Annotated in this window: 20 protein-coding genes; 7 read left to right on the top strand and 13 right to left on the bottom strand. The window is 66.5% G+C overall.

What is annotated here, in order from left to right; translation table 11 throughout:
• Positions 1-162: 162 nt before the first annotated feature.
• From D4Q52_RS11315 to D4Q52_RS11355, 9 genes are all read right to left on the bottom strand, one after another.
• Complete coding sequence (locus tag D4Q52_RS11315; protein ID WP_119856667.1) at positions 163-1,356, bottom strand: ABC transporter substrate-binding protein; 1,194 nt, start codon at positions 1,354-1,356, stop codon at positions 163-165.
• A 105-nt stretch (positions 1,357-1,461) separates the two neighbouring features.
• The gene (locus tag D4Q52_RS11320; protein ID WP_119856668.1) at positions 1,462-3,138 is read right to left on the bottom strand and encodes an outer membrane beta-barrel protein; all 1,677 of its coding nucleotides are present in this window, start codon (positions 3,136-3,138) and stop codon (positions 1,462-1,464) included.
• A gap of 85 nt (positions 3,139-3,223) precedes the next feature.
• Entirely contained in the window at positions 3,224-5,107 is a 1,884-nt protein-coding gene (gene htpG, locus D4Q52_RS11325) for a molecular chaperone HtpG (protein ID WP_119856669.1), read from the bottom strand.
• A gap of 227 nt (positions 5,108-5,334) precedes the next feature.
• A complete protein-coding gene (locus tag D4Q52_RS11330) occupies positions 5,335-6,696 on the bottom strand; it encodes a sensor histidine kinase (RefSeq protein ID WP_119856670.1) in 1,362 nt (453 codons plus the stop codon).
• Complete coding sequence (locus D4Q52_RS11335) at positions 6,693-7,358, bottom strand: response regulator transcription factor (RefSeq protein WP_119856671.1); 666 nt, start codon at positions 7,356-7,358, stop codon at positions 6,693-6,695. The genes D4Q52_RS11330 and D4Q52_RS11335 overlap by 4 nt, the downstream gene beginning before the upstream one ends.
• Positions 7,358-7,648 carry a PepSY domain-containing protein gene (locus D4Q52_RS11340; RefSeq protein WP_119856784.1) on the bottom strand — a complete coding sequence of 97 codons (291 nt, stop codon included), beginning with the start codon at positions 7,646-7,648 and terminating at the stop codon, positions 7,358-7,360. The genes D4Q52_RS11335 and D4Q52_RS11340 overlap by 1 nt, the downstream gene beginning before the upstream one ends.
• 157 nt (positions 7,649-7,805) lie before the next feature.
• Complete coding sequence (locus tag D4Q52_RS11345) at positions 7,806-8,111, bottom strand: hypothetical protein (RefSeq protein ID WP_119856785.1); 306 nt, start codon at positions 8,109-8,111, stop codon at positions 7,806-7,808.
• 288 nt (positions 8,112-8,399) lie between these two features.
• Positions 8,400-9,515, bottom strand: a complete 1,116-nt coding sequence (gene mtnA, locus D4Q52_RS11350; RefSeq protein WP_119856672.1) for an S-methyl-5-thioribose-1-phosphate isomerase — start codon at positions 9,513-9,515, stop codon at positions 8,400-8,402.
• A gap of 92 nt (positions 9,516-9,607) precedes the next feature.
• On the bottom strand, positions 9,608-10,483 hold the full coding sequence (locus D4Q52_RS11355) for an S-methyl-5'-thioadenosine phosphorylase (protein ID WP_119856673.1): 876 nt from the start codon (positions 10,481-10,483) through the stop codon (positions 9,608-9,610).
• A 213-nt stretch (positions 10,484-10,696) separates the two neighbouring features.
• On the opposite strand from D4Q52_RS11355, the gene D4Q52_RS11360 reads away from it, so the two are divergent.
• The 4 genes from D4Q52_RS11360 (at position 10,697) to D4Q52_RS11375 (ending at position 15,839) form a co-directional block, all read left to right on the top strand.
• Positions 10,697-11,839 (top strand): iron-containing alcohol dehydrogenase, encoded by a 1,143-nt coding sequence (locus tag D4Q52_RS11360; RefSeq protein WP_119856674.1) that lies wholly within the window; start codon positions 10,697-10,699, stop codon positions 11,837-11,839.
• Between the two features lie 159 nt (positions 11,840-11,998).
• Complete coding sequence (locus D4Q52_RS11365) at positions 11,999-13,549, top strand: AMP-binding protein (RefSeq protein WP_119856675.1); 1,551 nt, start codon at positions 11,999-12,001, stop codon at positions 13,547-13,549.
• 140 nt (positions 13,550-13,689) lie between these two features.
• Positions 13,690-15,546 carry a DNA helicase RecQ gene (gene recQ, locus D4Q52_RS11370; RefSeq protein WP_119856676.1) on the top strand — a complete coding sequence of 619 codons (1,857 nt, stop codon included), beginning with the start codon at positions 13,690-13,692 and terminating at the stop codon, positions 15,544-15,546.
• A 65-nt stretch (positions 15,547-15,611) separates the two neighbouring features.
• Positions 15,612-15,839 (top strand): FmdB family zinc ribbon protein, encoded by a 228-nt coding sequence (locus tag D4Q52_RS11375; protein ID WP_119856786.1) that lies wholly within the window; start codon positions 15,612-15,614, stop codon positions 15,837-15,839.
• Positions 15,840-15,860: 21 nt separating this feature from the next.
• Here the strand turns inward: D4Q52_RS11375 and D4Q52_RS11380 are convergent, their stop codons facing one another.
• Together D4Q52_RS11380 and D4Q52_RS11385 are read right to left on the bottom strand one after the other, a co-directional pair.
• Positions 15,861-16,151, bottom strand: a complete 291-nt coding sequence (locus D4Q52_RS11380) for a DUF3551 domain-containing protein (protein ID WP_119856677.1) — start codon at positions 16,149-16,151, stop codon at positions 15,861-15,863.
• Positions 16,152-16,308: 157 nt separating this feature from the next.
• Positions 16,309-17,286 carry a Bug family tripartite tricarboxylate transporter substrate binding protein gene (locus D4Q52_RS11385; protein ID WP_119856678.1) on the bottom strand — a complete coding sequence of 326 codons (978 nt, stop codon included), beginning with the start codon at positions 17,284-17,286 and terminating at the stop codon, positions 16,309-16,311.
• A 315-nt stretch (positions 17,287-17,601) separates the two neighbouring features.
• On the opposite strand from D4Q52_RS11385, the gene D4Q52_RS11390 reads away from it, so the two are divergent.
• Positions 17,602-19,188, top strand: coding sequence for an AMP-binding protein (locus D4Q52_RS11390; RefSeq protein ID WP_119856679.1), 1,587 nt, complete (start codon positions 17,602-17,604; stop codon positions 19,186-19,188).
• Between the two features lie 141 nt (positions 19,189-19,329).
• On the opposite strand, the gene D4Q52_RS11395 is transcribed toward D4Q52_RS11390, so the two are convergent.
• On the bottom strand, positions 19,330-20,436 hold the full coding sequence (locus D4Q52_RS11395) for an HD-GYP domain-containing protein (RefSeq protein ID WP_119856680.1): 1,107 nt from the start codon (positions 20,434-20,436) through the stop codon (positions 19,330-19,332).
• Between the two features lie 193 nt (positions 20,437-20,629).
• Between D4Q52_RS11395 and D4Q52_RS11400 the strand changes: the two genes are divergently transcribed.
• Both D4Q52_RS11400 and D4Q52_RS11405 read left to right on the top strand, forming a co-directional pair.
• A complete protein-coding gene (locus tag D4Q52_RS11400; protein ID WP_425328473.1) occupies positions 20,630-21,049 on the top strand; it encodes a hypothetical protein in 420 nt (139 codons plus the stop codon).
• 60 nt (positions 21,050-21,109) lie between these two features.
• A complete protein-coding gene (locus D4Q52_RS11405) occupies positions 21,110-21,781 on the top strand; it encodes a dienelactone hydrolase family protein (RefSeq protein ID WP_119856788.1) in 672 nt (223 codons plus the stop codon).
• 173 nt (positions 21,782-21,954) lie between these two features.
• Here the strand turns inward: D4Q52_RS11405 and D4Q52_RS11410 are convergent, their stop codons facing one another.
• Positions 21,955-22,623 (bottom strand): polysaccharide biosynthesis/export family protein, encoded by a 669-nt coding sequence (locus D4Q52_RS11410; RefSeq protein WP_425328474.1) that lies wholly within the window; start codon positions 22,621-22,623, stop codon positions 21,955-21,957.
• Positions 22,624-22,721 lie beyond the last annotated feature (98 nt).

Below are 22,721 nucleotides of genomic sequence, written 5' to 3' on the forward strand. Positions count from 1 at the left end.
AGCGACTCGCGGAGCGGAGAGCCCTCACCCGGATCGCTGCGCGATCCGACCTCCACCGCAAGCGGGGGAGGTTACGCCGTGCTCGGCGCGACCCGATCAAACAAAAAGCCGGCGCCCTTGCGAAGCGCCGGCCTTTTCTTGTTTCGATCTAACCGCTGTCGCTTACTTCGTCAGCGGGCAGCCGCTGTCTTTGGCGGCCGGGAAGGCTTGGTCGCCCGGGACGACGGCGAGCTGCTTGTAGTAGTCCCACGGCTTCTTGGACTCTTCGGGCTTCTTGACCTCGAACAGATACATGTCGTGGACGAAGCGGCCGTTCTCCAGCACCTTGCCCTTGGCGAAGGCGTCCTCGATCGGCAGTTCCTTCAGCTTCTTGGCCACCGCGTCGGTGTCCTTCGTGCCGGCAGCCTTGACGGCCTTGAGGTAGGACAGCGTCGCCGAATAGGTGCCGGCCTGGATCATGCTCGGCATCCGGTTGGTGCGCTTGAAGTAGCGCTCGGCGAACTGCCGTGAGGTGTCGTCGCGATCCCAGTAATAGGCTTCGGTCAGCACCAGGCCCTGCGCCGCCTTGAGCCCGAGGCCGTGCACTTCGGCCAGCGTCATCAACAGGCCGGCCATCTTCTGGCCGCCCTGGACGATGCCGAATTCCGCCGCCTGCTTGATCGAGTTGGCGGTGTCGAGGCCGGCATTGGCCAGCCCGATGACCTTGGCCTTGGAGCTCTGCGCCTGCAGCAGGAACGACGAGAAGTCCGACGAATTCAGCGGATGCCGCACCGAGCCGAGCACCTTGCCGCCATTGGCCTGGACGATCTCGCTGGTGTCCTTCTCTAGCGAGTAGCCGAACGCGTAGTCGGCGGTGAGGAAGAACCAGGTGTCGCCGCCAGCCTTGACCAGCGCGCCGCCGGTGCCGACCGCGAGCGCGCGGGTGTCGAACGCCCAGTGGAAGCCGTAGGGCTGGCAGGCATCGCCGGTGATGCGCGACGTCGCGGCGCCGACCACGATGTCGATCTTCTTCTTTTCCTTGGCGAGGTCCTGCACCGCCAGCGCCACCGACGAGGTGGTCAGTTCGGTGATCATGTCGACACCGTCGACGTCGAACCATTTACGCGCGATCGTCACCGCGGTGTCGGGCTTGTTCTGATGGTCGGCCGAGATGATCTCGATCTTGCCGCCAAGCACCTCACCGCCGAAATCCTCGACCGCCATCTTGGCGGCCTCGACCGAGCCCTTGCCGCCATAATCCGCGTAGACGCCGGACTGATCGTTGAGGATGCCGATTTTGACGCCTTGCGCGGACGCCGGCGCAATGGCGATCAGCGCGGTGGTGGCGAGCGCGGCGGAGAACAGTTTGAAGTTCATACGAGGGTGCCTCCCAGCTTTTGGTTGGGCGGCACCCTATTCAAGAAGCCGGCGGCGGACCAGCGGATTTTTTGTTGTGCGGAACCGGCCGGCGGACAGCCTGAACTACTTCAGACTGTCGAATTTGTAGGCTGCCTGCAGGAAAGTTCCATAGCGCTCGGTGCGGACCGGCAGCGTCTGGCACGGGCACGCCGAGCCGAACGCATTGGTGTAGGCATCAGTGGTCGCCCACATCGCCCAATAGCGCGCGCCGGCGCCGACGCTGAAGGCATTGTTGAACTGATACGAGAGGATGGCTTCCAGCTGCACGCCCTGCCCGGTGCCGCGCTCCGGCGAGACGGTGTTGCTGACGTCGCGGCGTTGCAGATGATTGTCTTCGCCGAAGAACTTCACATAGGGCAGATAAGCCGCGTCGGCGGTGAGCGTCAGGCCGCGGCCAAGACCGACCGAGCCGTTGACGCCGAGGCGCAGCGAATGCCAGGTGTCGTTCTCGGTGATGCCGAGCGTCGATGTCGGGAAACTCGGAATGCAGCCGGCGTTGGGATTGGCGAACTGGATGCAGCCATAGGCGGATTTGTTGTCGCGGTAGTAGTTGTAGCCGACGAAGCCGCCGAATCGGGCGTCGCGATTGCGGATCAAGTCATAGCCTGCGTCGAACGTCGCATAGGCGATGCTGCCCTTCACCGGATCCGACAGCGTGTTGGAATACGGCACGCTTTGGCGCGAGATCAGCCAATCCTCGTCGTTCATGGCGCCCTTGGTCAGCGTGCCGCCGCCGGCAAAACCCTTGATGAACAGGTCGGACGGCCCGCTGAGCCGGCCGAACAATTCGCCGGAGGCCGCCGTGGTGTCGTAAGTCAGCCGCGACACCAGCACGTTCTGGCGGCCTTGCGTGACGCCGGCGCCGAGGTCCTTCTGGAAACGGCCGAAGCTGTACCACACCCGCGCGCCGATCTCGGCGTCGGCGATCACCGGCTCGTCGCGTAGCCCGCCGCGCAGCGCGTAGTCGTCGAACCGCGCATAGGCATCGCCGCCGAACTTCATGTTGAGGCCGACCTTCACGGTGTGGGCCGTCTGGCTGACCGAAGTGGTGCTGCCGGGCACCGGAATGTAGAAGTTCGGATAGAACAGCTGCGCGAAGCTGCCCGGCGTCGCCATCGTCTTGCTGCCGAAATCGGCGTAGCCGTATTCGAACTTGACCGACCAGGCCGGCGCCAGCGCCTGCTCGATGCCGGCGCCGACTGTCCAGCCGAGACGGCCCTCGTTCGAGCTGGTCTGCGTGCCGATCGGATTGGTGGCGATGTCGATGCTCTGCGCCAGCCAGGCGACGCCGGCCTTGCCGTACAACAGCGTGCGACCGCCCGGGCCGGTGACAAAGCCGAGCCGGCCGGTGCCGGTCGCCATCGCGTTATGCTTGACGCGGCAATTTGCCGACAGGATGAAGCCGTCGGGCGCAAAGCAGGTCTGGGTGCCGTCGCCATTCAGCGCGCTGACGTCGGCCTCGACGCCGACCAGCCAGTTCGGCGCGAACTGATAGTTGTAGCCGAGCTGCACGCCGGCCAGCACCGACGGCGTCCGCACATGGTCACCGTACAGCGACGGACCGAACGGGCCGGTGAACGACGATTGGCCGTAGCTGCCGCCGAGATGCGCGCCCCAATACAGGCCTGTCCAATTCCACTGCACGGGCGGGGCCGGCGGCAGCAAGCGCGGCAGATCGGCAGCGGCGGCGGGAGACAGCGCCGCCGTCAGGACGGCGGCGGCTAGGACGAGACGGCTCATCGGACACTCTGCTTCGGCACAACGATGCCGAGCAGAGTGCACTTAAGGGATTAAAAAAGCGGTAACCCTGTTTGTTAGTCAGTCCCTAACCATGCGCGAGACCGCGCAGCACCAGCCGGTTGAGCCGGCCGGCGAAGGCCGCCGGATCTTCGGGCAATTCACCGTCGAGGATCTGCGCCTGCTCCAGCAGCAGGAACGACAAATCGGTCGCCTCGGCCTTGTCGGCCTTGGCATCCGCCAACGCCGTCACCAGCGGATGGCCGAGATTGACCTCGAGGATCGGCTTGGTGGCGGCGCCCTTGTTGGCGCGCGCCAGCATCTTCTCGAGTTCGCGATCCGGCCCGAAGCCGCCGGCGACGAGGCACGATGCGCTCGCCGTCAGCCGCTGCGACGCCTTGACGTCGCTGACGCGGTCGCCGAGCGCGTCCTTGATCACCGCGATCACGGTCGCCTCGTCGGCCTTGGTCTCGTCCGGCTTGCCGTCGGTGTTGTCGCCGTCGAGCTTCGGGATCAGGTCGAAATTGATGTCGCCCTGGCTCAGCGACTTCAGCGGCTTGCCACCGAAATCGAGCGGCGCCGAGGTCCAGAACGCGTCGACCGCATCGGTGAGCAGCAGCACTTCGATGCCCCGCGCGGTCGCCGACTCCAATTTTGGATTCGACTTCAACCGCTCGATCGAATCGCCGACCAGATAATAGATCTCGGTCTGGTTCTCCTTCATCGCCTCGACATATTGCGTCAGCGTGCGGTTCTCGCCGGCCGTAGTGGTGAACCGCGCCAGCGACAGCAGCTTCTCGCGGCGCTCGAAGTCCTCGTAGATGCCTTCCTTCAGCACCGGGCCGAACGCGTCCCAGATCTTGGCGAACTGCTCGGGCTGCTTCTCGGCAAGGCTTTCAAACTCGGTGATGACCTTGCCGGTCACCGCCTTGCGGATCTGCGCCAGCTGCGGATTGTTCTGCAACATCTCGCGCGACAGATTGAGCGGCAGGTCTTCCGAATCGATCACGCCGCGCAGGAAGCGCAGATAAGGCGGCAGCAGATCGGCATCCGAGGTGATGAAGACGCGGCGGACGTAGAGCTTGACGCGGCCCTTGCGCTCCGGCTCGAACAGGTCGAACGGCTTGGTGGAGGGCGCGAACAGCATCACCACGTAGGATTGCCGGCCCTCGGCGCGGTAGTGCAGCGTCATCGCCGGATCGTCGAACGCGTTCGCGACCTGCTGATACGCCTTCTTGTAGTCCTCGTCGGTCAGCTCCGACTTGGAGCGCTGCCACAGCGCGCTGGCCGAATTGATCTGCCGCGGCTCGCCCTCTTCCGGCACCAGCTCGATCGGAAACTGGATGTTGTCGGAGTACTCGCCGACGATGCGCTCGATCTGATACGCCTCGAGATATTTCGACGCGTCGGGCTTCAGATGCAGCACGATCTCGGTGCCGCGCTCGACCCGCGCGGCATCTTCGTCGGTGCCCGGCGCGATCTCGAAGCCGGCGCCGCCCGACGACGTCCATGTCCAGACCTCGGCCGAACCGGCACGGCGGCTGGTGACGGTAATCTTATCGGCCACCATGAAGGCGGCGTAGAAGCCGACGCCGAACTGGCCGATCAGTCCGGCGCCGTCCTTGGCTTCGGTCAGCTTGGACAGGAAGGACTTGGTGCCGGACTTGGCGATGGTACCGAGATTGTCGATCAGCTCCTGCCGGTCCATGCCGATGCCGTTGTCGCGCACCGTGAGGGTGTCGGGCGCCTTCTTCGGAATGATCCGGATCTTCGGCTCGCCGCCCTCCGCCATCAGCTCGGGCCTGGAAATCGACTCGTAACGAAGCTTGTCGAGCGCATCGGAGGCGTTGGAAATCAGCTCACGCAGAAAGATATCGGTCTCGGAATAGACCGAGTGCACCATCAGATTCAAAAGCTCAGCCACTTCGGCCTGGAACGGCTTCGTCTCGGAGGCGGTATCAGTCGTCGTCATGAGGGAGCGCTCAATCCTGAACAGGGGGGAATGGAGAAAGCTCGGATATAGCGCGCGGCGGGCTTATGGCAAGGCGGGCTCCGTGCCCCGGACGCGCTGCGGAGTGCAACGCCGCTGCGCAGATCCGGGCCCCGGTTCGCAGCCGCTCGCTCAAGCAACCGGGGTCCCGGGTCTGCGAAGCGGCATAAGAATGCCGCATCGCGCCCGGGACACGGGTGAGAGACCAACTACGCCGCCGACCCCGTGCAGCAGCTCGCCTTGAGCCCGCCCAGCTCGGACCGGGACAGCTGCAAGGTCCAGCCATAGGCGCCCAGCACGTCCTGGACGATGGCGAGGCCGAGGCCGGCGCCTTCGCCGCGCTGGTCGAGGCGGATGCCGCGGCCGAGGACTGCGGCGCTGGCGTCGGCATCCAGACCGTCGCCGTCGTCCTCGATGACAATGCAGAAGCCGCTCGCGTCACAGCTGCTGCTGATCCGGACCCGGCTGCGGGCATGGCGGGTGGCGTTGTCGAGCAGATTACCCAGCACTTCGGCGAGATCGGTGCGCTCCAGCCGTACCGCCGTGTAGTCGGGGACCTCCAGCTGGTAATCGATTTGCCCGCCCGCCGGCGTGCGCGACTGGATCGTCACCAGCGACCGCAGCAAGGGCGCCAGCTCGACCGGGGCGACGGCACCGCGGCGGATGTCGCCGCGCAGCCGGGCGCGCGCCAGTTCGCGGTCGACATGGCGGCTCATCGCGGTGCCGACCGCCTCGATGTCGCGCGCCAGCCCCTCTTCACCCCGTTCACGCAGCCGGGCCGCATCGGCCGCCAGCGCTGCGAGCGGCGTTTTCAGGCCGTGGGCCAGATCGGCGGCGCGGTCGCGCGAGCGATCGATTTCGCGCGCCTGCGCCTCCAGCAGCGCGTTGACCTCCTCGACCAGCGGCCGGACCTCGTCCGGCACCGCCTGCGGCAGCCGATCGCTGCGCCCGGCGCGGATGTCGGCGATGCCCTGGCGCAGCGCCCGCAGCGGCCGCAACCCGAGCATCACCTGCACCGAGGTGGCGAGCGCCAGCACCACGCCGAGAATACCGAGCGCGACCACCAGGTCACGCGCGAAGGCGCGGCCGGCGGCGCTGACGCGTTCGAGATCGACCGCCACCATGGCGCGGATCGGCACCGGCTGACCGCCGATGGTCACCACCACGCGGCGCTCGACGATCGACAACCTCCCGCCGGCGGGCCCGACAATGTCGTGGTGATGCACCTCGCCCGGTCCTGGCTGATCGATCGGCACCGTGAGCCGGTCGTCCCACAATGAGCGCGAGCGCAGCAGCCGTTCGCTGTCGTCGCCGACCTGCCAGTACAGCCCCGACAGCGGCTCGGAGAACCGCGGATCCGTGGGCGGGCGCGCCAGCACCAGCCTGCCGTCGGGCTCGACTTCAAGGCCGGCGAGGATCTGCTTCAGCGAGACCTCGAGATCGTCGGCGATCGTTCGGGTGACGTGGCGCTCGAACAGAATCGTCAGCGCGAGACCAGCGACGCTGAGCGCGATCAGGATGGCCGCGGCGCCGCCGGCGATCAGCCGCAGCCGCAGCGAGTGCCGCGTCACGCGCCGTCTCCCGGGACGATGTAGCCGAAGCCGCGCCGCGTCTCGATCAATTCGGCGCCGAGCTTCTTGCGGACGCGGCCGACCAGAACCTCGATGGCGTTGGAATCGTGAGCATCGTCCTGGCCGTAGATGTTTTCGCTAAGCTCGAACTGCGACACCACGCGGCCGCGATGCAGGATCAGATAGGAGGCGAGCCGATATTCCAGCGGCGACAGCGCCGCCGGGACGCCGCGCACGCTGACCTGCATCTGACGCTCGTCGAGCGAGACGTCGCCGACGCTGATCACCGAGGAGGCATGGCCGGCGGAGCGGCGCACGATCGAACGCAGCCGTGCCAGCAGTTCCTCCATCTGAAACGGTTTCGGCAGATAATCATCGGCGCCGGCGTCGATACCGTCGACCCGTTCCGCCCAGCTGCCGCGCGCCGTCAAAATCAGCACCGGGGTGCGCCGGCCGCCTTCGCGCCAGCGCTTCAGGATCGTCAGGCCGTCCATCCGCGGCAGGCCGAGGTCGAGCACGATCGCCGCGTAGTCTTCGGTATCGCCGCGAAACCAGGCATCCTCGCCGTCGGCGACGCATTCGACCACATAGCCGGCGGCACCGAGCCCGCGCGCGAGATCCGCGGCGATCCGGCGATCATCCTCGGCCACCAGCACCCGCATCACTTTTCCCTGGTCTTGCGGATCTCGCCGCTCTGCGGATCGACATAGACCTCGAACAGCCGGCCGGCCTTGTCGATCACGATAAATTCGTACAGCCACTCGCCGTGGTGGCGCTCGATCTCGACGCCGGTGATCTCGCCGGGCAGCTTGTCGCGGACGATGGTCAGCAATTCGGCGAGCGGACGGATCTCGCCGCGCTGCACCGCGAGCCGCGCCTCGTCATGGTCGCGGCGGCCGCTATGGTCGTGGGCGACGGCGGGCAGGCCGGCGAGCGCCAGCGTCGCCAGCATCAGCGCGATGATCGGCCGGCGTCGTCTCGCACTGGTCAAAGCCCGGTTCTCCCATGCCCCCGTTGACCGGCACCATCCGCGCCGGCGGCTGACGGCTCGCTGACATGGATCAATCCACTCGCGGGATCAAACGGAGGCGCGCCTTCAGCAGATACGGCTAGCGGCGGCGGGACAACAATGGGCGCAGCAGCCCGGCCAGGAGGCCGGCGGCGATCAGCAGGCCGACGATCGGGATCCACAGCAGGAACGCGCCGAGCAGGATCACCAAAACCACGGCGATCACCGCGCCGATGCCCATCGCCAGCATGAACATCTGCAGCGGGCTGATCCGGCCGACGAAGATGCGCTCGCTGGTGGTCTGGTCGATGAAGATCCGCGTTCCCTTCGGGTCGTGGGACTCGCCGGGCGGAATGATCTCGGGTTCGAAGCGCGGCTTCTCGGGCCGCCTGGGCTGGTCGGTCATCGTCATATCCTTCGCCGGGAACGGGCCGGCGCATCGGGCCGAGCATAGCGACAACGGCGCCGCAGGCGAGCAGTTTCCCGCGTGACCTTCCGCCGCGCGGATGGCGACGACGGTGAAGGAGAGGACCCGATTGCGGCTTTGGCGCGGCGGCCCGCTTGGCGGGCTCATGGCCAAATATGCCGTCCTCTCCCCGTCATTGCGAGCGCAGCGAAGCAATCCAGAAACGCCGGGCACCACATCGCTGGATTGCTTCGCTGCGCTCGCAATGACGGCGTGGCACGGTGGTCGCTACGACGCCTGCCGCTCCCGCGCCACCCGTTCCGGGAACGCCGCCGCCAGCGAAGCGCGGTCCGGCTTGAGCACCCCGCGTTCGGTGATCAGGCCGGTGACGAGGCGGGACGGGGTGACGTCGAAGCCGTAATTGGCGACTTGCGAGCCCGGCGGCACGATCCGCACGGTTTCGATCCGGCCGTCGGCCGTTCGGCCGGTCATGTCGGTGACCTCGGCGGCGTCGCGTTGTTCGATTGGGATTTCGCGCACGCCGTCATGGATGGTGAAGTCGATCGTCGGGGACGGCAGCGCGACGTAGAACGGCACCTTGTTGTCGGCCGCCGCCAGCGCCTTCAGATAAGTCCCGATCTTGTTGCAGACGTCGCCGTCGGCGGTGACGCGGTCGGTGCCGACGATGCAGAGATCGACCATGCCGTGCTGCATCAGGTGGCCGCCGGTGTTGTCCGGGATCACGGTGTGGTCGACGCCGTGATGGCCGAGCTCCCAGGCGGTGAGCGAGGCGCCCTGATTGCGCGGCCTTGTCTCGTCGGCATAGACGTGAATCGCAATGCCCTTGTCGAAGGCCTGATAGATCGGCGCCGTCGCGGTGCCCCAGTCGACGGTGGCAAGCCAGCCGGCGTTGCAATGCGTCAGCACATTGACGCGCTCGCCCGGCTTTTTGGTGGCAGCGATCGCCTCGATCAGCTTCAGCCCGTTGGCGCCGATCGCCTGATTGATCGCGACGTCCTCGTCGGCGATCTCGGCGGCGCGCTGATACGCAGCCGCGACGCGCTCGGCCGGCTTCATTGGACGCAGCGCGTGGCGCATTTCGTCGAGCGCCCATTTCAGATTGATGGCGGTCGGGCGAGTCGCAATGAGCTTGTTGTAGGCGAGACCCAGTGCCGCATCGGAGGCGTCCTCGCGCATCGCCAGCGCGATGCCGTAGGCCGCCGTCGCCCCGATCAGCGGCGCGCCGCGCACCAGCATCGAGCGGATCGCATCCGCCGCCCGGTCGCAATTGGTCAGCTTGGCGATCACATACTCATGCGGCAACCGCCGCTGATCGATCGCCGCCACCGTCCAGCCATCCGGCTCGAGCCAGATGGAGCGGGTGTGAATGCCGTCGACTTTCATGGTGCCTCGCTCACAGCGTTTCCGTCATTGCGAGCGCAGCGACGCGACGCGGCGTGGATTGCTTCGTCGCTACGCTCCTCGCAATGACGAGGTTACGCCTTCAAAATCCGCCCCGCCACCGCATCGAGTTTCTTGAGCAGTTCCGGATCGCGCGCATCGGGCTGAGTAATCAGCGCGGTGTCGAGGGCGCGGTCGGAGCCGATTGGGCAGGGTTCGTGCTCGCGCGGGAAGTCCCTCGCCAGGCGCGCCACCAGGTTCTTGGCCTTTTCGGCGTTCGAACTCAGCACGCGGATAATGTCCTGCACCGTCACCGCGTCGTGGTCGGGGTGCCAGCAGTCGAAATCCGTCACCATCGCGACGCTCGCGTAGCAGATCTCGGCCTCGCGGGCGAGCTTGGCCTCCGGCATGTTGGTCATGCCGATCACCGAATAGCCGAGCTGCTTGTAGGTGACGCTTTCGGCATAGCTGGAAAATTGCGGGCCTTCCATGCACAGATACGTGCCGCCGCGCGCCCAGGCGATGCCCTCCGCGTCGGCGGCCGCCGCCAGATGGATGCGCAGCCGCGGCGACACCGGATGCGCCATTGACACGTGGGCGACGCAGCCTTTGCCGAAGAACGAGCTCTCGCGCTTGTAGGTGCGATCGACGAACTGATCGACCAGCACGAAGGTGCCGGGCGGCAGCTCTTCCTTGAACGAGCCGCAGGCCGACAGCGAGATCAGGTCGGTGACGCCGGCGCGCTTCAGCACGTCGATATTGGCGCGATAATTGATGTCGGACGGCGACAGCCGGTGGCCCTTGTCGTGGCGCGGCATGAACACGATCGGCAGCCCGGCGATCGTGCCGCGCCGCACCGCGGACGACGGCTCGCCCCATGGGCTCGCGATCTGCTCGTCGCGGACGTCTTCGAGCCCCGGTAGATCATAAATGCCGGAACCGCCGATGATGCCGAGAACCGCCTTGGTCATGCTCTGTCTCCCGCTGCGCTGCACGCATGTCCCACGCGGCCTCCGCTCCGACAACCCCCTTGGCGGCTGTCTTCGCCCAACGTCGCATCTTGCCGGCTCGCTATGTCAGGCGCTGCCGGACGCGCGACGATTTTTCTTGTTCCCGAACGCCGCGCGGCTGCTAGGATCACCGCCAAGGCCGCGCAAAAGCGGCCACCGCGGGAGTGACATAACGTGCAGCAGGGACGCGTCGTGTTCGGCGCCATGGAGGAAGTCGTCTACGGACAGCCGGCGGCGCAGGCAGTGGCCGCTCAGCTCGACCGGATCGGCGCGCAGCGCGCGCTGTTGATGGTCTCCGGCACCCTCAACCGGACCACCGATGAAATCGCCAAGGTGCGGGACGCGCTCGGCGGGCGCTGCGCCGCATTATTTGATGCGATGCCGGCGCATTCGCCGCGCAGCGCCATCATCGCCGCGACCGAGATGGCACGGGCGGCGGATGCCGACCTGATCGTCACGATCGGCGGCGGCTCGATCACCGACGGCGCCAAGGCGGTGCAAATATGCCTCGCCAACGACATTCGCACCGTGGCCGAGATGGACCGCGTCGCCAACCGGCCGGCGCCGGTGGCGCCGACGGTGCGGCAGATCAGCGTGCCGACGACGATCTCGGGCGGCGAGTTCAGCGCCATGGCCGGCGTCACCAACGAGGCGACGCGGGTGAAGGAGAAGTTCGCGCATCCCTTGGTGATGCCACGGGCCGCGATCCTCGATCCGGCCATCACGGTGCACACCCCGGAATGGCTATTCCTCTCCACCGGAATCCGCGCGGTCGATCACTGCGTCGAGGCGATCTGCTCGGGCGAGGCGCATCCTTACGGCGACGCCCAGGCGCTGCACGGGCTGGCGATGCTGGCGGCGGGGCTGCCGCGGGTGAAGGCCGACCCGGCCGATCTCGACGCGCGGCTCGACTGCCAGATCGGCACCTGGCTGTCGATGGGCGCGCTGTCGTCGGGCGTGCCGATGGGCGCCAGCCACGGCATCGGCTACGTGCTCGGCGCCGCGTTCGACGTGCCACACGGCCACACCTCCTGCGTGATGCTGCCGGCGGTGATGCGCTGGAACAAGGCCGTCAACCGCGACCGCCAGGCGCTGGTCGCCGCCGCGATGGGCCATCCGGGCAAGGACGCCGGCGACGTGCTGGACGCGCTGATAAGGGTGCTCGGCATGCCGCGCTCGCTACGGGAGGTCGGCGTTTGTCCGGAGCATTTCGACAAGATTGCCGCGCAGGCCATGGGCACTCCGTGGGTCCCACGCAACCCGCGCAAGATCGAGGGCCCGGCGCAGGTGCGGGAGATTTTGGAGTTGGCGGCATAGGGGCGACGCGTCAACGGCTCCGTCATTGCGAGCGTAGCGAAGCAATCCAGAAGCTCGGTGCACTGCGCTGGATTGCTTCGTCGCTTCGCTCCTCGCAATGACGGGGGAGAGACCTGAACCAACAAAAACCAGAAGTCAGGCGCATCAGCGAGGAGCACGATGTACACCGGCCAATTCGCAACAACCCACCCCGATCATCCCGCCTTCATCATGGCCTCGACCGGCGAGACCGTGAGCTATGCGGAGCTCGACGCCCGCAGTAATCGGCTGGCGCACCTCCTCTACAACCATGGCCTGCGGCGGCTCGATCACTATTCGATCTTCATGGAGAACAACAACCGCTACCTCGAGGCCTGCGGCGCCGGCGAGCGCAGCGGCCATTACTACACCTGCGTCAATTCCTATCTGACGCCGGCCGAGCTCGCCTATATCCTGACCAACAGCGAATCGCGCGCGCTGATCACTTCAAAAGCCAAGCTCGACGTCGCCCGCGAGGCGCTGAAAGAGTGCCCGAAAGTGACGCTGTGCATCGTGGTCGATGGCGACACCGAGAGCGAGCGCATCGTCGGCCTCGCCGAGGCTACCAAGGATCTGCCCGATACGCCGATCGCCGAAGAACATCTCGGCACCGCGATGTTGTACTCGTCAGGCACCACCGGCCGCCCGAAAGGCATTGTGCGGCCACTGCCGGAGCAGCCGCCGTCGCAGCCGCTACCGCTGTTCCACTTCCTCAACACGCTGTGGAAGTATCGCAACGGCATGATCTATCTGTCGCCGGCGCCGCTGTATCACTCGGCACCGCAGGCCGCGGTTGGCCTCACCATCCGGGACGGCGGCACCGCGATCATCATGGAGCATTTCGATCCGGAGCAGTATCTGGCCTTAATCGAGAAGTACAAGGTGACGCACAGCCAGCTGGTGCCGACGATGTTCTCGCGAATGCTGAAGCTGCCGGAGGAGACGCGGAACAAATACGATCTGTCGTCGCTGGAAGTCGCGATCCACGCCGCCGCGCCGTGCCCGCCGCAGGTCAAGGAGCAGATGATCAAATGGTGGGGGCCGATCATCCATGAATATTACGGCGCCACCGAGGGCCTCGGCTTCACGGCCTGCAACAGCGAGGAATGGCTGGCGCATCGCGGCACGGTCGGCAAGGTGATGATCGGCGACCTGCACATCCTCGACGACCGGATGCAGCCCTGCCCGAAAGGCACGCCGGGCCAGATCTGGTTCAAGACCGCGACGCCGTTCGAATATTTCAATGACCCGGCCAAGACCAAGGAGACTCGTTCCGAAGACGGGAGCATGAGCACGGTCGGCGACGTCGGCTATGTCGACGACGACGGCTATCTGCACCTCACCGACCGCGCCACCTTCATGATCATCTCCGGCGGCGTGAACATCTACCCGCAGGAATGCGAGAACCTGCTGATCACCCACCCCAAGGTCGCCGATGCGGCGGTATTCGGTGTGCCGAACGAGGATTTGGGTGAGGAGGTCAAGGCGGTGATCCAGCCGATGCCGGGCGTCGACCCCGGTGCCGACCTCGCCCAGGAACTGATCGCGTTCTGCAACCAGTCGCTGTCGCGCCAGAAGGTCCCGCGCTCGATCGACTTCCTCGAGGAACTGCCGCGGCTCCCCACCGGCAAACTCTACAAGCGCCTGCTGCGGGATCAATATTGGGGCAAGAGCGGCTCAAGGATTGTGTAAGGCGCCCCGCGCACGACGCGCTCCCTCTCCCGCTTGCGGGAGAGGGAGCGCGCTGCGGTTGGGGAGCGGCACTGCCTCATGGGCAGAATCGGCGGGAATGGGCTATAGAGCCTCATGGCTCCTCCTCCCTGCCCGCTTTCATGATCCGCTCCGCCCCCCGCGAAACCGACGAGGACCTCGACGTCCGCATGCTGTCGACGCTGCAGCATGTGTTCGGGCTGCCCGGGTTCCGCGGCCAGCAGGAGGCGATCGTGCGGCATGTCGCCGATGGCGGCGATGCGCTGGTGCTGATGCCGACCGGGGGCGGCAAGTCGCTGTGCTATCAGTTGCCGGCGCTGCTGCGGGACGGCTGCGGCATCGTCGTGTCGCCGCTGATTGCGTTGATGCGCGATCAGGTCGCCGGGCTGCTCGAAGCCGGGGTGCGCGCCGCGGCGCTGAATTCGACGCTGTCTTATGACGAGGCCAACGCGATCGAGCAGCAGCTGCTCAAAGGCGAACTCGACCTCTTATACGTCGCGCCCGAGCGGCTGCTGACACCGCGTTGTCTGGCGCTGCTCGCCCGCGCGAAAATCGCGCTGTTCGCGATCGACGAGGCGCATTGCGTGTCGCAATGGGGCCACGACTTCCGGCCCGAATATGTCGGCCTGTCGGCGATCGCCGAGAAATTCCCGAGCGTGCCGCGGATCGCGCTGACCGCGACCGCCGACGCGCTGACCCGCCGCGAGATCGCCGAGCGGCTGTCGCTGACCGACGCGCCGTGCTTCGTCTCCAGCTTCGACCGACCGAACATCCGCTATGAAATCGTCGACAAGCAGAACGCGCCGGCGCAGCTCAAGGCGTTCATCGACGACCGCCACCGCGGCCATTCCGGCGTGGTGTATTGCCTGTCGCGCGCCAAGGTCGAGGACGTGGCGGAGACGCTGCGCAAATCCGGGCTCAATGCGCTGCCCTATCACGCCGGCCTGCCGGCCGAGATCCGCGCCCGCAATCAGGACCGCTTCCTGAGCGAGGACGGCGTCGTCATCGTCGCCACCATTGCGTTCGGCATGGGCATCGACAAGCCGGATGTGCGGTTCGTCGCGCATCTCGATCTGCCCAAAAGTATCGAGGCCTATTATCAGGAGACCGGCCGCGCCGGCCGTGATGGTAAGCCGTCCGAAGCCTGGATGGCCTACGGGCTCAGCGACATCGTGCAGCAGCGCCGCATGATCGACGAATCGACCGGCTCCGACGCGTTCAAGCGCGTCTCGATGGGCAAGCTCGACGCACTGGTCGGCCTGTGCGAATCCACCGGCTGCCGCCGCACGCGGCTGCTCGGCTATTTCGGCGAGACCGCGCAGCACGACAATTGCGGCAATTGCGATAACTGCCTGACGCCGCCCAAGGTGATCGACGGCACGGTGCCGGCGCAGAAGCTGTTGTCCTGCGCCTATCGCACCGGGCAGCGATTCGGCGCGCAGCACCTGATCGACGTGCTGCTCGGCCGGCTGACCGAGCGAGTCTCTCAGTTCGGACACGACAAGCTGTCGGTGTTCGGCATCGGCGGCGAATTCAACGAGAAGCAGTGGCGCGCGGTGATCCGGCAGCTGGTATCGCTCGGGCATCTGGCGCCGGACAGCGAGGCGTTCGGCGCGCTGAAATTCACCGAGAGTTCGCGCGCGGTGCTGAAGGGCGACGCGCAGGTGATGCTGCGCGAACAGGCCGCCGGCCGGCCGCCGCGCGCCAAGTCGCGCCGCGGCGACCTGGTCGGCGCGGCGCCGCGGGAGTCGAGCGGCGATCCCACGCTGTTCGCCGCTCTGAAAGCGTGGCGCTCGGAAGTGGCGAAGAGCCGCGGCGTGCCGGCCTATGTGGTGCTGCACGATGCGACGATGGACGGCATCGCCGCCACACGGCCACGCACGCTCGACGAACTGCGCGGCATCCCCGGGATCGGCGACAAGAAGCTGGAGATTTATGGCAGCGCGCTGCTGGCGGTGATCGGCGCCGCACAGTCATAATTGACGCCTGCATATGGTCCGGATTCTGCACGGCTGGCGACGACGCGCAGCAGGAGGTGCGGACCATGCCGCTATACGGATTTCATTGTAGGAATTGCGACAAAGAGAGCGAGTTGCTGGTCGGGCTTTCCGACAAGCCGCGCTGCCCGCATTGCGGCGGCCGCAAGATGGAGCGGCTGCTGTCGCGCCCGGCCCCGCCCGGCAAAAGCAAAGGTCTGGTCCAGGCCGCCCGCGCGCGGGCCGCGCGCGAGGGCCACTTCTCCAATTACAGCCGCAAGGAGCGCGGCGGCTGAGCCGCGGATCGCTCGCCGAGCTCAGTAATCGCCGTAGCCTCCGGCCGGTGCGTAGCCGTAGGCATCGTACGGATTGTCATAGCCGCCGCCGCGCGCAAAGTAGCGGGGATTGGCGATGCAATTTCCGCCGGTGCCGCGTGCGCTGTAGCTGCAAGACGCAAAGCTCGGGTAGCTGCAATCGCCCGGATAACCCTGCAGCGCGCCCTGCTGGCAGTACGGATATTCGATGCTCGCGGCAGCGGGTTGGGCGGTCATCAATTGGGCCGCGCCGAGCGCGCCGACGGCGATGGCTGCAAGGGCCAGGTTTTTCATCGTGTCGCATCCTTTCGTCGTTGCACATGTCATTCAATCGACATGCGAAGCCAACGACGTCGTGCGACGGATGGTTTCCGCAGCGGGATTCACGATGGTTTCATCGCCGCGGCGGTGCGGCGCATCGTCCCGCGACAGACGGTGCGCGCGCGGCCGGCTACTCCACCTTGAGCCCGGCGAACTTCACCACCTTGCTCCATTTCGCGGTCTCGTCCGCGATCATGGCGTCGAACGCCGCGGGGGGGCCTATCAGCGGCGCGCCGCCGAGTTCGACCAGCCGCGCCTTGACGGCCGGATCGGCCAGTACCGCGTTGACCTCGCCGTTGAGCCTGGCGACGATCTCCGGCGGCGTCGCTTTCGGCGCTCCCATTCCGAACAGCGCGCTGGCCTCGTAGCCCGGCACGGTTTCGGCCAGCGTCGGCACGTCTGGCAGCAGCGCCGAGCGCTCTGTCGTGGTCACCGCCAGCGCGCGCAGATTGCCGCCGCGGATGTGCTGGATGATCGACGGCATGTTGTCGAAGATCAGCTGCACCTGACCGCCGAGCATGTCGGTGATCGCCGGCGCCGCGCCGCGATACGGCACGTGCTGCATCTTCACCCCGGTCATCGCCATGAACATCTCGCCCGACAGATGCACCGAGGTGCCGTTGCCGGATGAGGCGAGATTGACCTTGCCGGGATTGGTTTTGACGTAGTCGATGAACTCGGCGACGGTCTTCGACGGCACCTGACTGTTGACCGTCATGACATTGGCGGTACGGTTGAAGGCAGCGACTCCGGCGATGTCGCGGACGAAGTCGAAGTTCAGCTTCGCATAGAGCGAGGCGTTGATGTAGTTGGCCGGATTGACCAGCAGGATCGTGTAGCCGTCCGCCGGCGCGTTCACCACCGCCTCGGTGCCGATATTGTTGCCGGCGCCCGGCTTGTTCTCGATGACGAATTGCTGGCCGAGCCGCTCCGACAGTTTAGCGCCGATCAGCCGCGCCAGGATGTCGGTGGCGCCGCCGGCCGGATAGCCGACGACGAAGCGGACCGGACGGGTCGGATAGTCGAGCGCGAGGCTGCGGCGCGGCAGCAGCGTGCTCGCCGTGGCAGCCATCGCGATCGCCTGGATCGCGCTGCGGCGTGTGATCATCGTTTGCTCCCTGTGCGGCCGCGTCGTGGCGCGCGGGCCGTATGCCGTGAGGCGAAACGAGTGTAGCAAGCTACCCATCGCGCTCAAGCTGCAGTGCGGCAGAGTTGCAAGCAGCCGCTGCGCTGCGTGCCACGCCCATGGCCCTGAGCGCAGCGTTGCGGCTCGCGCATTGGCCGTTGAGGCGGGCCGAATTGCGTGCCACCGCAGGCGATGGCACAAGGTGGCCGCAACCAACGAGATGCGCGCGCCGCGGGGCCGATGGCCGGAGCCGGAAAGCGCGCCAACGCGCCGAGCGCGCAGCAAGGGAGAGAAGCAATGCCGCATCCGATCGAAGCGCCCGGCGTGGTGGGTCCGTTCGCCGGCCTCGACGTGCCCTGGCTGCTGCGGCTGCACGCGCAAACGCGCCGCGATCATCCGTTCATCATCTGGGCGCCGTTCGACGCGCCGGCGCGAAGCTGGAGCTACGGCGAATTCCACGACCGCGTCGGCGCGCTCGCCGCCGGTCTCGCGGCGCGCGGCGTCAAGCCCGGCGACGCGGTGCTGATCCATCTCGATAACTGCGCGGAATTTCTGCTGAGCTGGTTCGCCTGTGTCGAACTCGGCGCGCTCGCGGTGACCACCAACACCCGCTCGGCCGCCGCCGAGATCGAGTACTTCGCCGATCATTGCGGCGCCGTCGCCTGCATCACCCAGCCGGCCTACGCCGACCTCGTTTCGGCCAATTGCAGGAAACTGCGCTGGATCGCGGTGATCTCGCACGACCCGGGCTCGCCGCTACCGGCGCAGCCGGTCGCCAAGGCGGAATCGTTCGACAGCCTGTTCGGCGACAGCGCTGACCGGCCGCGCCGTGCCACCGATCCCTCCGCGCCGTGCAGCGTGCAATATACCTCGGGCACGACATCGCGACCCAAGGCGGTGCTGTGGACCCACGCCAACGCGCTGTGGGGCGCCAAGATCAATGCTGCACACCAGACGCTGCGCGGCGATGACGTGCACCTCGCCTATCTGCCGCTGTTCCATACCAATGCGCTGGCCTATTCGATGCTGGCCAGCCTGTGGGTCGGGGGCACCTGCGTGGTGCAGCCGCGGTTCTCGTCGAGCCGGTTCTGGAAGGTCGCGCTCGAGCATCGCTGCACCTGGAATTCCAACATCGCGTTTTGCCTGAAGGCGCTGATGGAGCAGGAGACGCCGAACAACCACAGCTTCCGGCTGTGGGGCACGGCGGTGGCGGAGCCGCCTCCGTTCAAGAGCTTCGGCATCAAGATCATCGGCTGGTGGGGCATGACCGAAACCATCACCCACGGCATCATCGCCGAGGCCGATCAGCCCAACACCCCGATGGCGATCGGCCGCGCCGCGCCGGAATACAGCTTGCGCATCGTCGGCGACGACGGCGCGCCGACCCAGGTCGGCGACACCGGCAATTTGCTGATCAAGGGCGTGCCCGGCCTGTCGCTGTTCAAGGAATATCTCCACAACGAGCAGGCGACCCGCGACAGCTTCGACGAGCACGGTTACTTCATCACCGGCGATCGCGTGACGCTGCTCGAGCACGGCGCCATCAAGTTCGGCGACCGCGCCAAGGACATGCTCAAGGTCGGCGGCGAGAACGTCGCGGCGTCTGAGATCGAGCAGGTGGTGATCACCGTGCCGGGCGTGCGCGAGGCCGCGGTGGTGGCCAAGAAGCACCCGATGCTCGACGAGGTTCCCGTCGTGTTTGTGATCCCGCAAGGCGGCGTCGCCGCAGCCGCGCCGGATTTCGCCGACCGCATCGCCGCCGCCTGCGCCGCTTCACTCGCCGATTTCAAGCGTCCGCGTGAAGTCCGCCTGGTCGACGACATGCCGCGCTCGACGCTGGAGAAGGTGGCGAAGGCGGAATTGCGCAAGATGCTGGCGGAATGAGCGAGCCGTCGCGGTTATTCTGTCGTAGGATGGGTTAGGCGCCCTTGCGCCGTAACCCATCATCTCGCGCGCGATGCCTCGCGGTGATGGGTTACGCGCTGCGCGCTAACCCATCCTACGGGCCTACGAACTACGCTTGAGCTAACCGCCGAGCGCCACCGGGCGGAACGCTTGCAGCAGGCGCTGGTCGATCTTGTCGCCCATGGATTCCATCGCCGAAAATGCCGGCAGCGGCATCAGCGGGACGTGGTTCTTGCGCTGCGCCACCAGCGACGTGAAGATGTCGACGATGGTGGTGATGCGGACGATATCGCTGATCTGATCGCCGTGCAGCGCGTCCGGATAGCCGGAGCCGTCGAGCAGCTCGTGATGATGCAGCACAACGTCGAGCGTTTCGCGCGGAAACGTGCCTTCGCCGGCGAGCGCCTCGTAGCCGAGCCTCGGATGCTCGCGATATTTGCGCAGCCGCTCGCCGGCGAGGTCGTCGACATGGTCGAGCAGCGTAACGTCGATGAACGCCTTGCCGACGTCGAATAGCAGCGCGGCGCGGGTGAGCCGGCGCTGATCCTCCTCGCGCATGCCGAGATGCTGCGCGAACGCCACCGCATAGCCGGTCGCGAACAGTGCCAGCCGGTAGCTCTCATTGTGATGACGACCGACAGCCGTCAGCCATTCGCGCAGCGAGCCGCGCTTGATCGCCTTCAGGATCGGCGCCTCGGCCTGCAGCACGTCGTCGTAAGTCAGCGGCCGGCCGGCCGGCAGCCGCTCGAACATCTTGACCAGCACGCCATGCGCGGCAGCGACGCCCCTGGTCATTGCCTCGGACCGTCCGGTCGCGGTGGTCTCCGACGCATCCGGAAATGCCGCCCGAATCCGCGCCAGCAGGTCGCGGGGATCGAACGGACGCGCGATGGTATCGGTCGCGCCGAGTGCCCAGGCCTGCATCGAGCCGTGATGCAGTTCGTCGGCGAGGACGAACAGCCGCGGAACCGCCTGGTAACCGCTGCCGAGCAGCTTACGCCGCACCGCCTGCACGCTTTCGGGCGAGCGCAGATTGATATCGATGACGATGCCGGACAGATCCTGCGCCGGCGCGTCGGGAAGCTGCACCGTGGGAATGATCTGCACGTCGGCAACGCCGGTGAGGATCCGTGCCAGATCAGCGCTTAGATCGCGACGATCGGAGGCGAGCAGCAACCGCAGTCGCGGCTCGATCTTTGGCGCGGTTTGCCGGGCTACAGCATTCATGAATCACCAGCCGAGAGGGTAAGCACGTCAGACCCACAGCCCTAGCGGGAATTCGGTTCCCACTGCTTAATGGGCATTCTTAATGACCAATGTATTTTTCGCGCCGGTTTGAGCTGGATTTTCAGAAAACTCCGAGCTTGCTCTCGGCATTGCACTGCGAAAGGTCTATGCTAGCCGAGATAGGGGGACGGCGATGCCACATAGCGTACACAACGGCCGCGATGGCGATCACCTGCCGCAACCGCAGCGACCGGCCGCTTGGGTGAAGCTTGCGTCTGCCGGCTTGGTATTTGGGGCTGCGCTGAGTGGGGTCATCGGGACGCCGGCATTGGCGCAACAGCTGGCGCCGGTGATCGTGGCGCCGCCGTTCACCGCGACACTGTCCAACACCACGCCGCTGGCGTTCGGCATGGACGCGGTCACGGCGACGCGCGCGCTCGGCACGCCGCTCAACTACATCAGCGGCCGTCCGGGAGACGAGATCTTCCTGGCGATCCGGACGGCGGGCGGCAGTGGATTCTTCGATCGCCGCGACAGGCTGTATCTGCAATTCCGCCATGGTCGCCTGACCGGCTGGAAAGGCGACTGGGGCCGCAACTGGATGTGGCAGTAGCCGCATTCGCCCCTCACCTTCACGTATCTGATCTTATCACCACCAACACAGGGGTTGCTCGTGGGACACGACATCACGCTGACGGCTGACGACGGATTTCAACTCGGCGCCTATCGCGCCGAACCCGCCGGAGCCGCTGCCGCTTCGGTGGTGGTGATCCAGGAGATCTTCGGCGTCAATCAGCACATCCGGGCGGTCTGCGACCGCTTCGCCGCGCAGGGCTACCGGGCGATCGCGCCGGCGATCTTCGATCGCATCGAGCGCAATTTCCAGAGCGGCTATTCGCCCGAGGAAATCGCAACGGCTCGCAAGTTCGTCGCCAACCCGGATTGGGACGCGATGCTGCGCGACACCAAGGCGGCGATCGACTCCGTGAAAGGCGAAGGCCCGGTCGGCATCATCGGCTATTGTCTCGGCGGCAGCGTCGCCTATCTGGCGGCGGCGCGGCTCGAGGGACTAAGCGCCGCGATCGGCTATTACGGCGGCGCGATCGTGCGTTTCGCCGACGAGGCGCCGAAGGTGCCGACCCAGCTGCATTTCGGCGAGAAGGATTCCGGCATTCCTCTGACCGACGTCGAGATCATCCGCAGCAAGCGGCCGGAAGTCGACATCCACGTCTATCTCGAAGCCCAGCACGGCTTCAGTTGCGACGAGCGCGCCAGCTTCGACAAGCAAAGCTCCGACCGCGCCTGGCAGCGCAGCCAGGATTTCTTCGGGACGTATTTGAAGTAGCACGTAGTAAGACAGACCGTGCCGGGCAGCGCATCGTCACAATCAGCTGTCATGCGCGGGCTTGACCCGCGCATCCATCACCGCGCAGCGGCTTTCTGTTTTGAGATGGATCGCCGGGTCATGCCTGGCGATGGCCACAGGGGATGGGGCTGTGCGGTTACTAAGCGAAGGCCCTAAAACCAGCGTTCGCCGACCAGCACGGTGTCGCCGGGGCTGAGCGGTGTGGCGAGTGGGACCTGGGCGCGGACCAGCGCGCCGTTTTCCGGATGGGTCAGAATCGCGCCGTCGCGCTTGGCGCGCGGCGTGAAGCCGCCGGCGATCGCGATCGCGCTCTCCACCGTCATGTTCGGCACGTAAGGATATTGGCCCGGCGCCAGCACCTCGCCGAGAATGAAGAACGGCCGATAGCTCTCAATCTCGACCGCCACCGAGGGCTCGCGAATAAATCCGTTGCGCAACCGTGCGGTGATCGCGGCGGCAAGGCCGGCCGGGGTGCGGCCGCGCGCCGGTACGCTGCCGATCAACGGCATGGTGATCGAGCCGGACGCGTCGATCGCGTAGGTATTGGTGAGCCCTTCCTGGCCGTAGACGACGACGCGCAAGCGGTCGCCGGCGTCGAGCCGATATTCCGGCTGTGGCCCCGGGCCGCCCGGCGCATAGGCGATCGGCCCGGCGCCGACCGGCCCCGGTGCGACCGGGGCGCCGTAGGCGAGGCTGTCGAGCGTATTGCCGGGCTGAACCGCCACCGGACCCTGCCGCCGCATACAGCCGCCGAGCGCGAGCGCGGCCGTCACGGCAATGATCGACAATCGAAACGCACGGTCCACACGCACTGGAGCCATTCCCTCTCCACGAGATGACTCCGTTTATGCCCCGTTAGGGTTAACAAACTCTTGGCAGCTCGTCGTGACCTTCGGCGGCTCCCCCGCCGCTGGGCGCC

Source organism: Rhodopseudomonas palustris (genome assembly GCF_003591005.1).
Taxonomy (GTDB): domain Bacteria; phylum Pseudomonadota; class Alphaproteobacteria; order Rhizobiales; family Xanthobacteraceae; genus Rhodopseudomonas; species Rhodopseudomonas palustris_K.

Bases quoted from the DNA above. Each gene is read 5' to 3' on its own strand.
- D4Q52_RS11315 (WP_119856667.1), bottom strand. From the start codon at position 1,356: ATGAACTTCAAACTGTTCTCCGCCGCGCTCGCCACCACCGCGCTGATC.
- D4Q52_RS11320 (WP_119856668.1), bottom strand. From the start codon at position 3,138: ATGAGCCGTCTCGTCCTAGCCGCCGCCGTCCTGACGGCGGCGCTGTCT.
- htpG (WP_119856669.1), bottom strand. From the start codon at position 5,107: ATGACGACGACTGATACCGCCTCCGAGACGAAGCCGTTCCAGGCCGAA.
- D4Q52_RS11335 (WP_119856671.1), bottom strand. From the start codon at position 7,358: ATGCGGGTGCTGGTGGCCGAGGATGATCGCCGGATCGCCGCGGATCTC.
- D4Q52_RS11340 (WP_119856784.1), bottom strand. From the start codon at position 7,648: ATGCTGGCGACGCTGGCGCTCGCCGGCCTGCCCGCCGTCGCCCACGAC.
- D4Q52_RS11345 (WP_119856785.1), bottom strand. From the start codon at position 8,111: ATGACCGACCAGCCCAGGCGGCCCGAGAAGCCGCGCTTCGAACCCGAG.
- mtnA (WP_119856672.1), bottom strand. From the start codon at position 9,515: ATGAAAGTCGACGGCATTCACACCCGCTCCATCTGGCTCGAGCCGGAT.
- D4Q52_RS11355 (WP_119856673.1), bottom strand. From the start codon at position 10,483: ATGACCAAGGCGGTTCTCGGCATCATCGGCGGTTCCGGCATTTATGAT.
- D4Q52_RS11365 (WP_119856675.1), top strand. From the start codon at position 11,999: ATGTACACCGGCCAATTCGCAACAACCCACCCCGATCATCCCGCCTTC.
- recQ (WP_119856676.1), top strand. From the start codon at position 13,690: ATGATCCGCTCCGCCCCCCGCGAAACCGACGAGGACCTCGACGTCCGC.
- D4Q52_RS11375 (WP_119856786.1), top strand. From the start codon at position 15,612: ATGCCGCTATACGGATTTCATTGTAGGAATTGCGACAAAGAGAGCGAG.
- D4Q52_RS11380 (WP_119856677.1), bottom strand. From the start codon at position 16,151: ATGAAAAACCTGGCCCTTGCAGCCATCGCCGTCGGCGCGCTCGGCGCG.
- D4Q52_RS11385 (WP_119856678.1), bottom strand. From the start codon at position 17,286: ATGATCACACGCCGCAGCGCGATCCAGGCGATCGCGATGGCTGCCACG.
- D4Q52_RS11390 (WP_119856679.1), top strand. From the start codon at position 17,602: ATGCCGCATCCGATCGAAGCGCCCGGCGTGGTGGGTCCGTTCGCCGGC.
- D4Q52_RS11395 (WP_119856680.1), bottom strand. From the start codon at position 20,436: ATGAATGCTGTAGCCCGGCAAACCGCGCCAAAGATCGAGCCGCGACTG.
- D4Q52_RS11400 (WP_425328473.1), top strand. From the start codon at position 20,630: ATGCCACATAGCGTACACAACGGCCGCGATGGCGATCACCTGCCGCAA.
- D4Q52_RS11410 (WP_425328474.1), bottom strand. From the start codon at position 22,623: ATGGCTCCAGTGCGTGTGGACCGTGCGTTTCGATTGTCGATCATTGCC.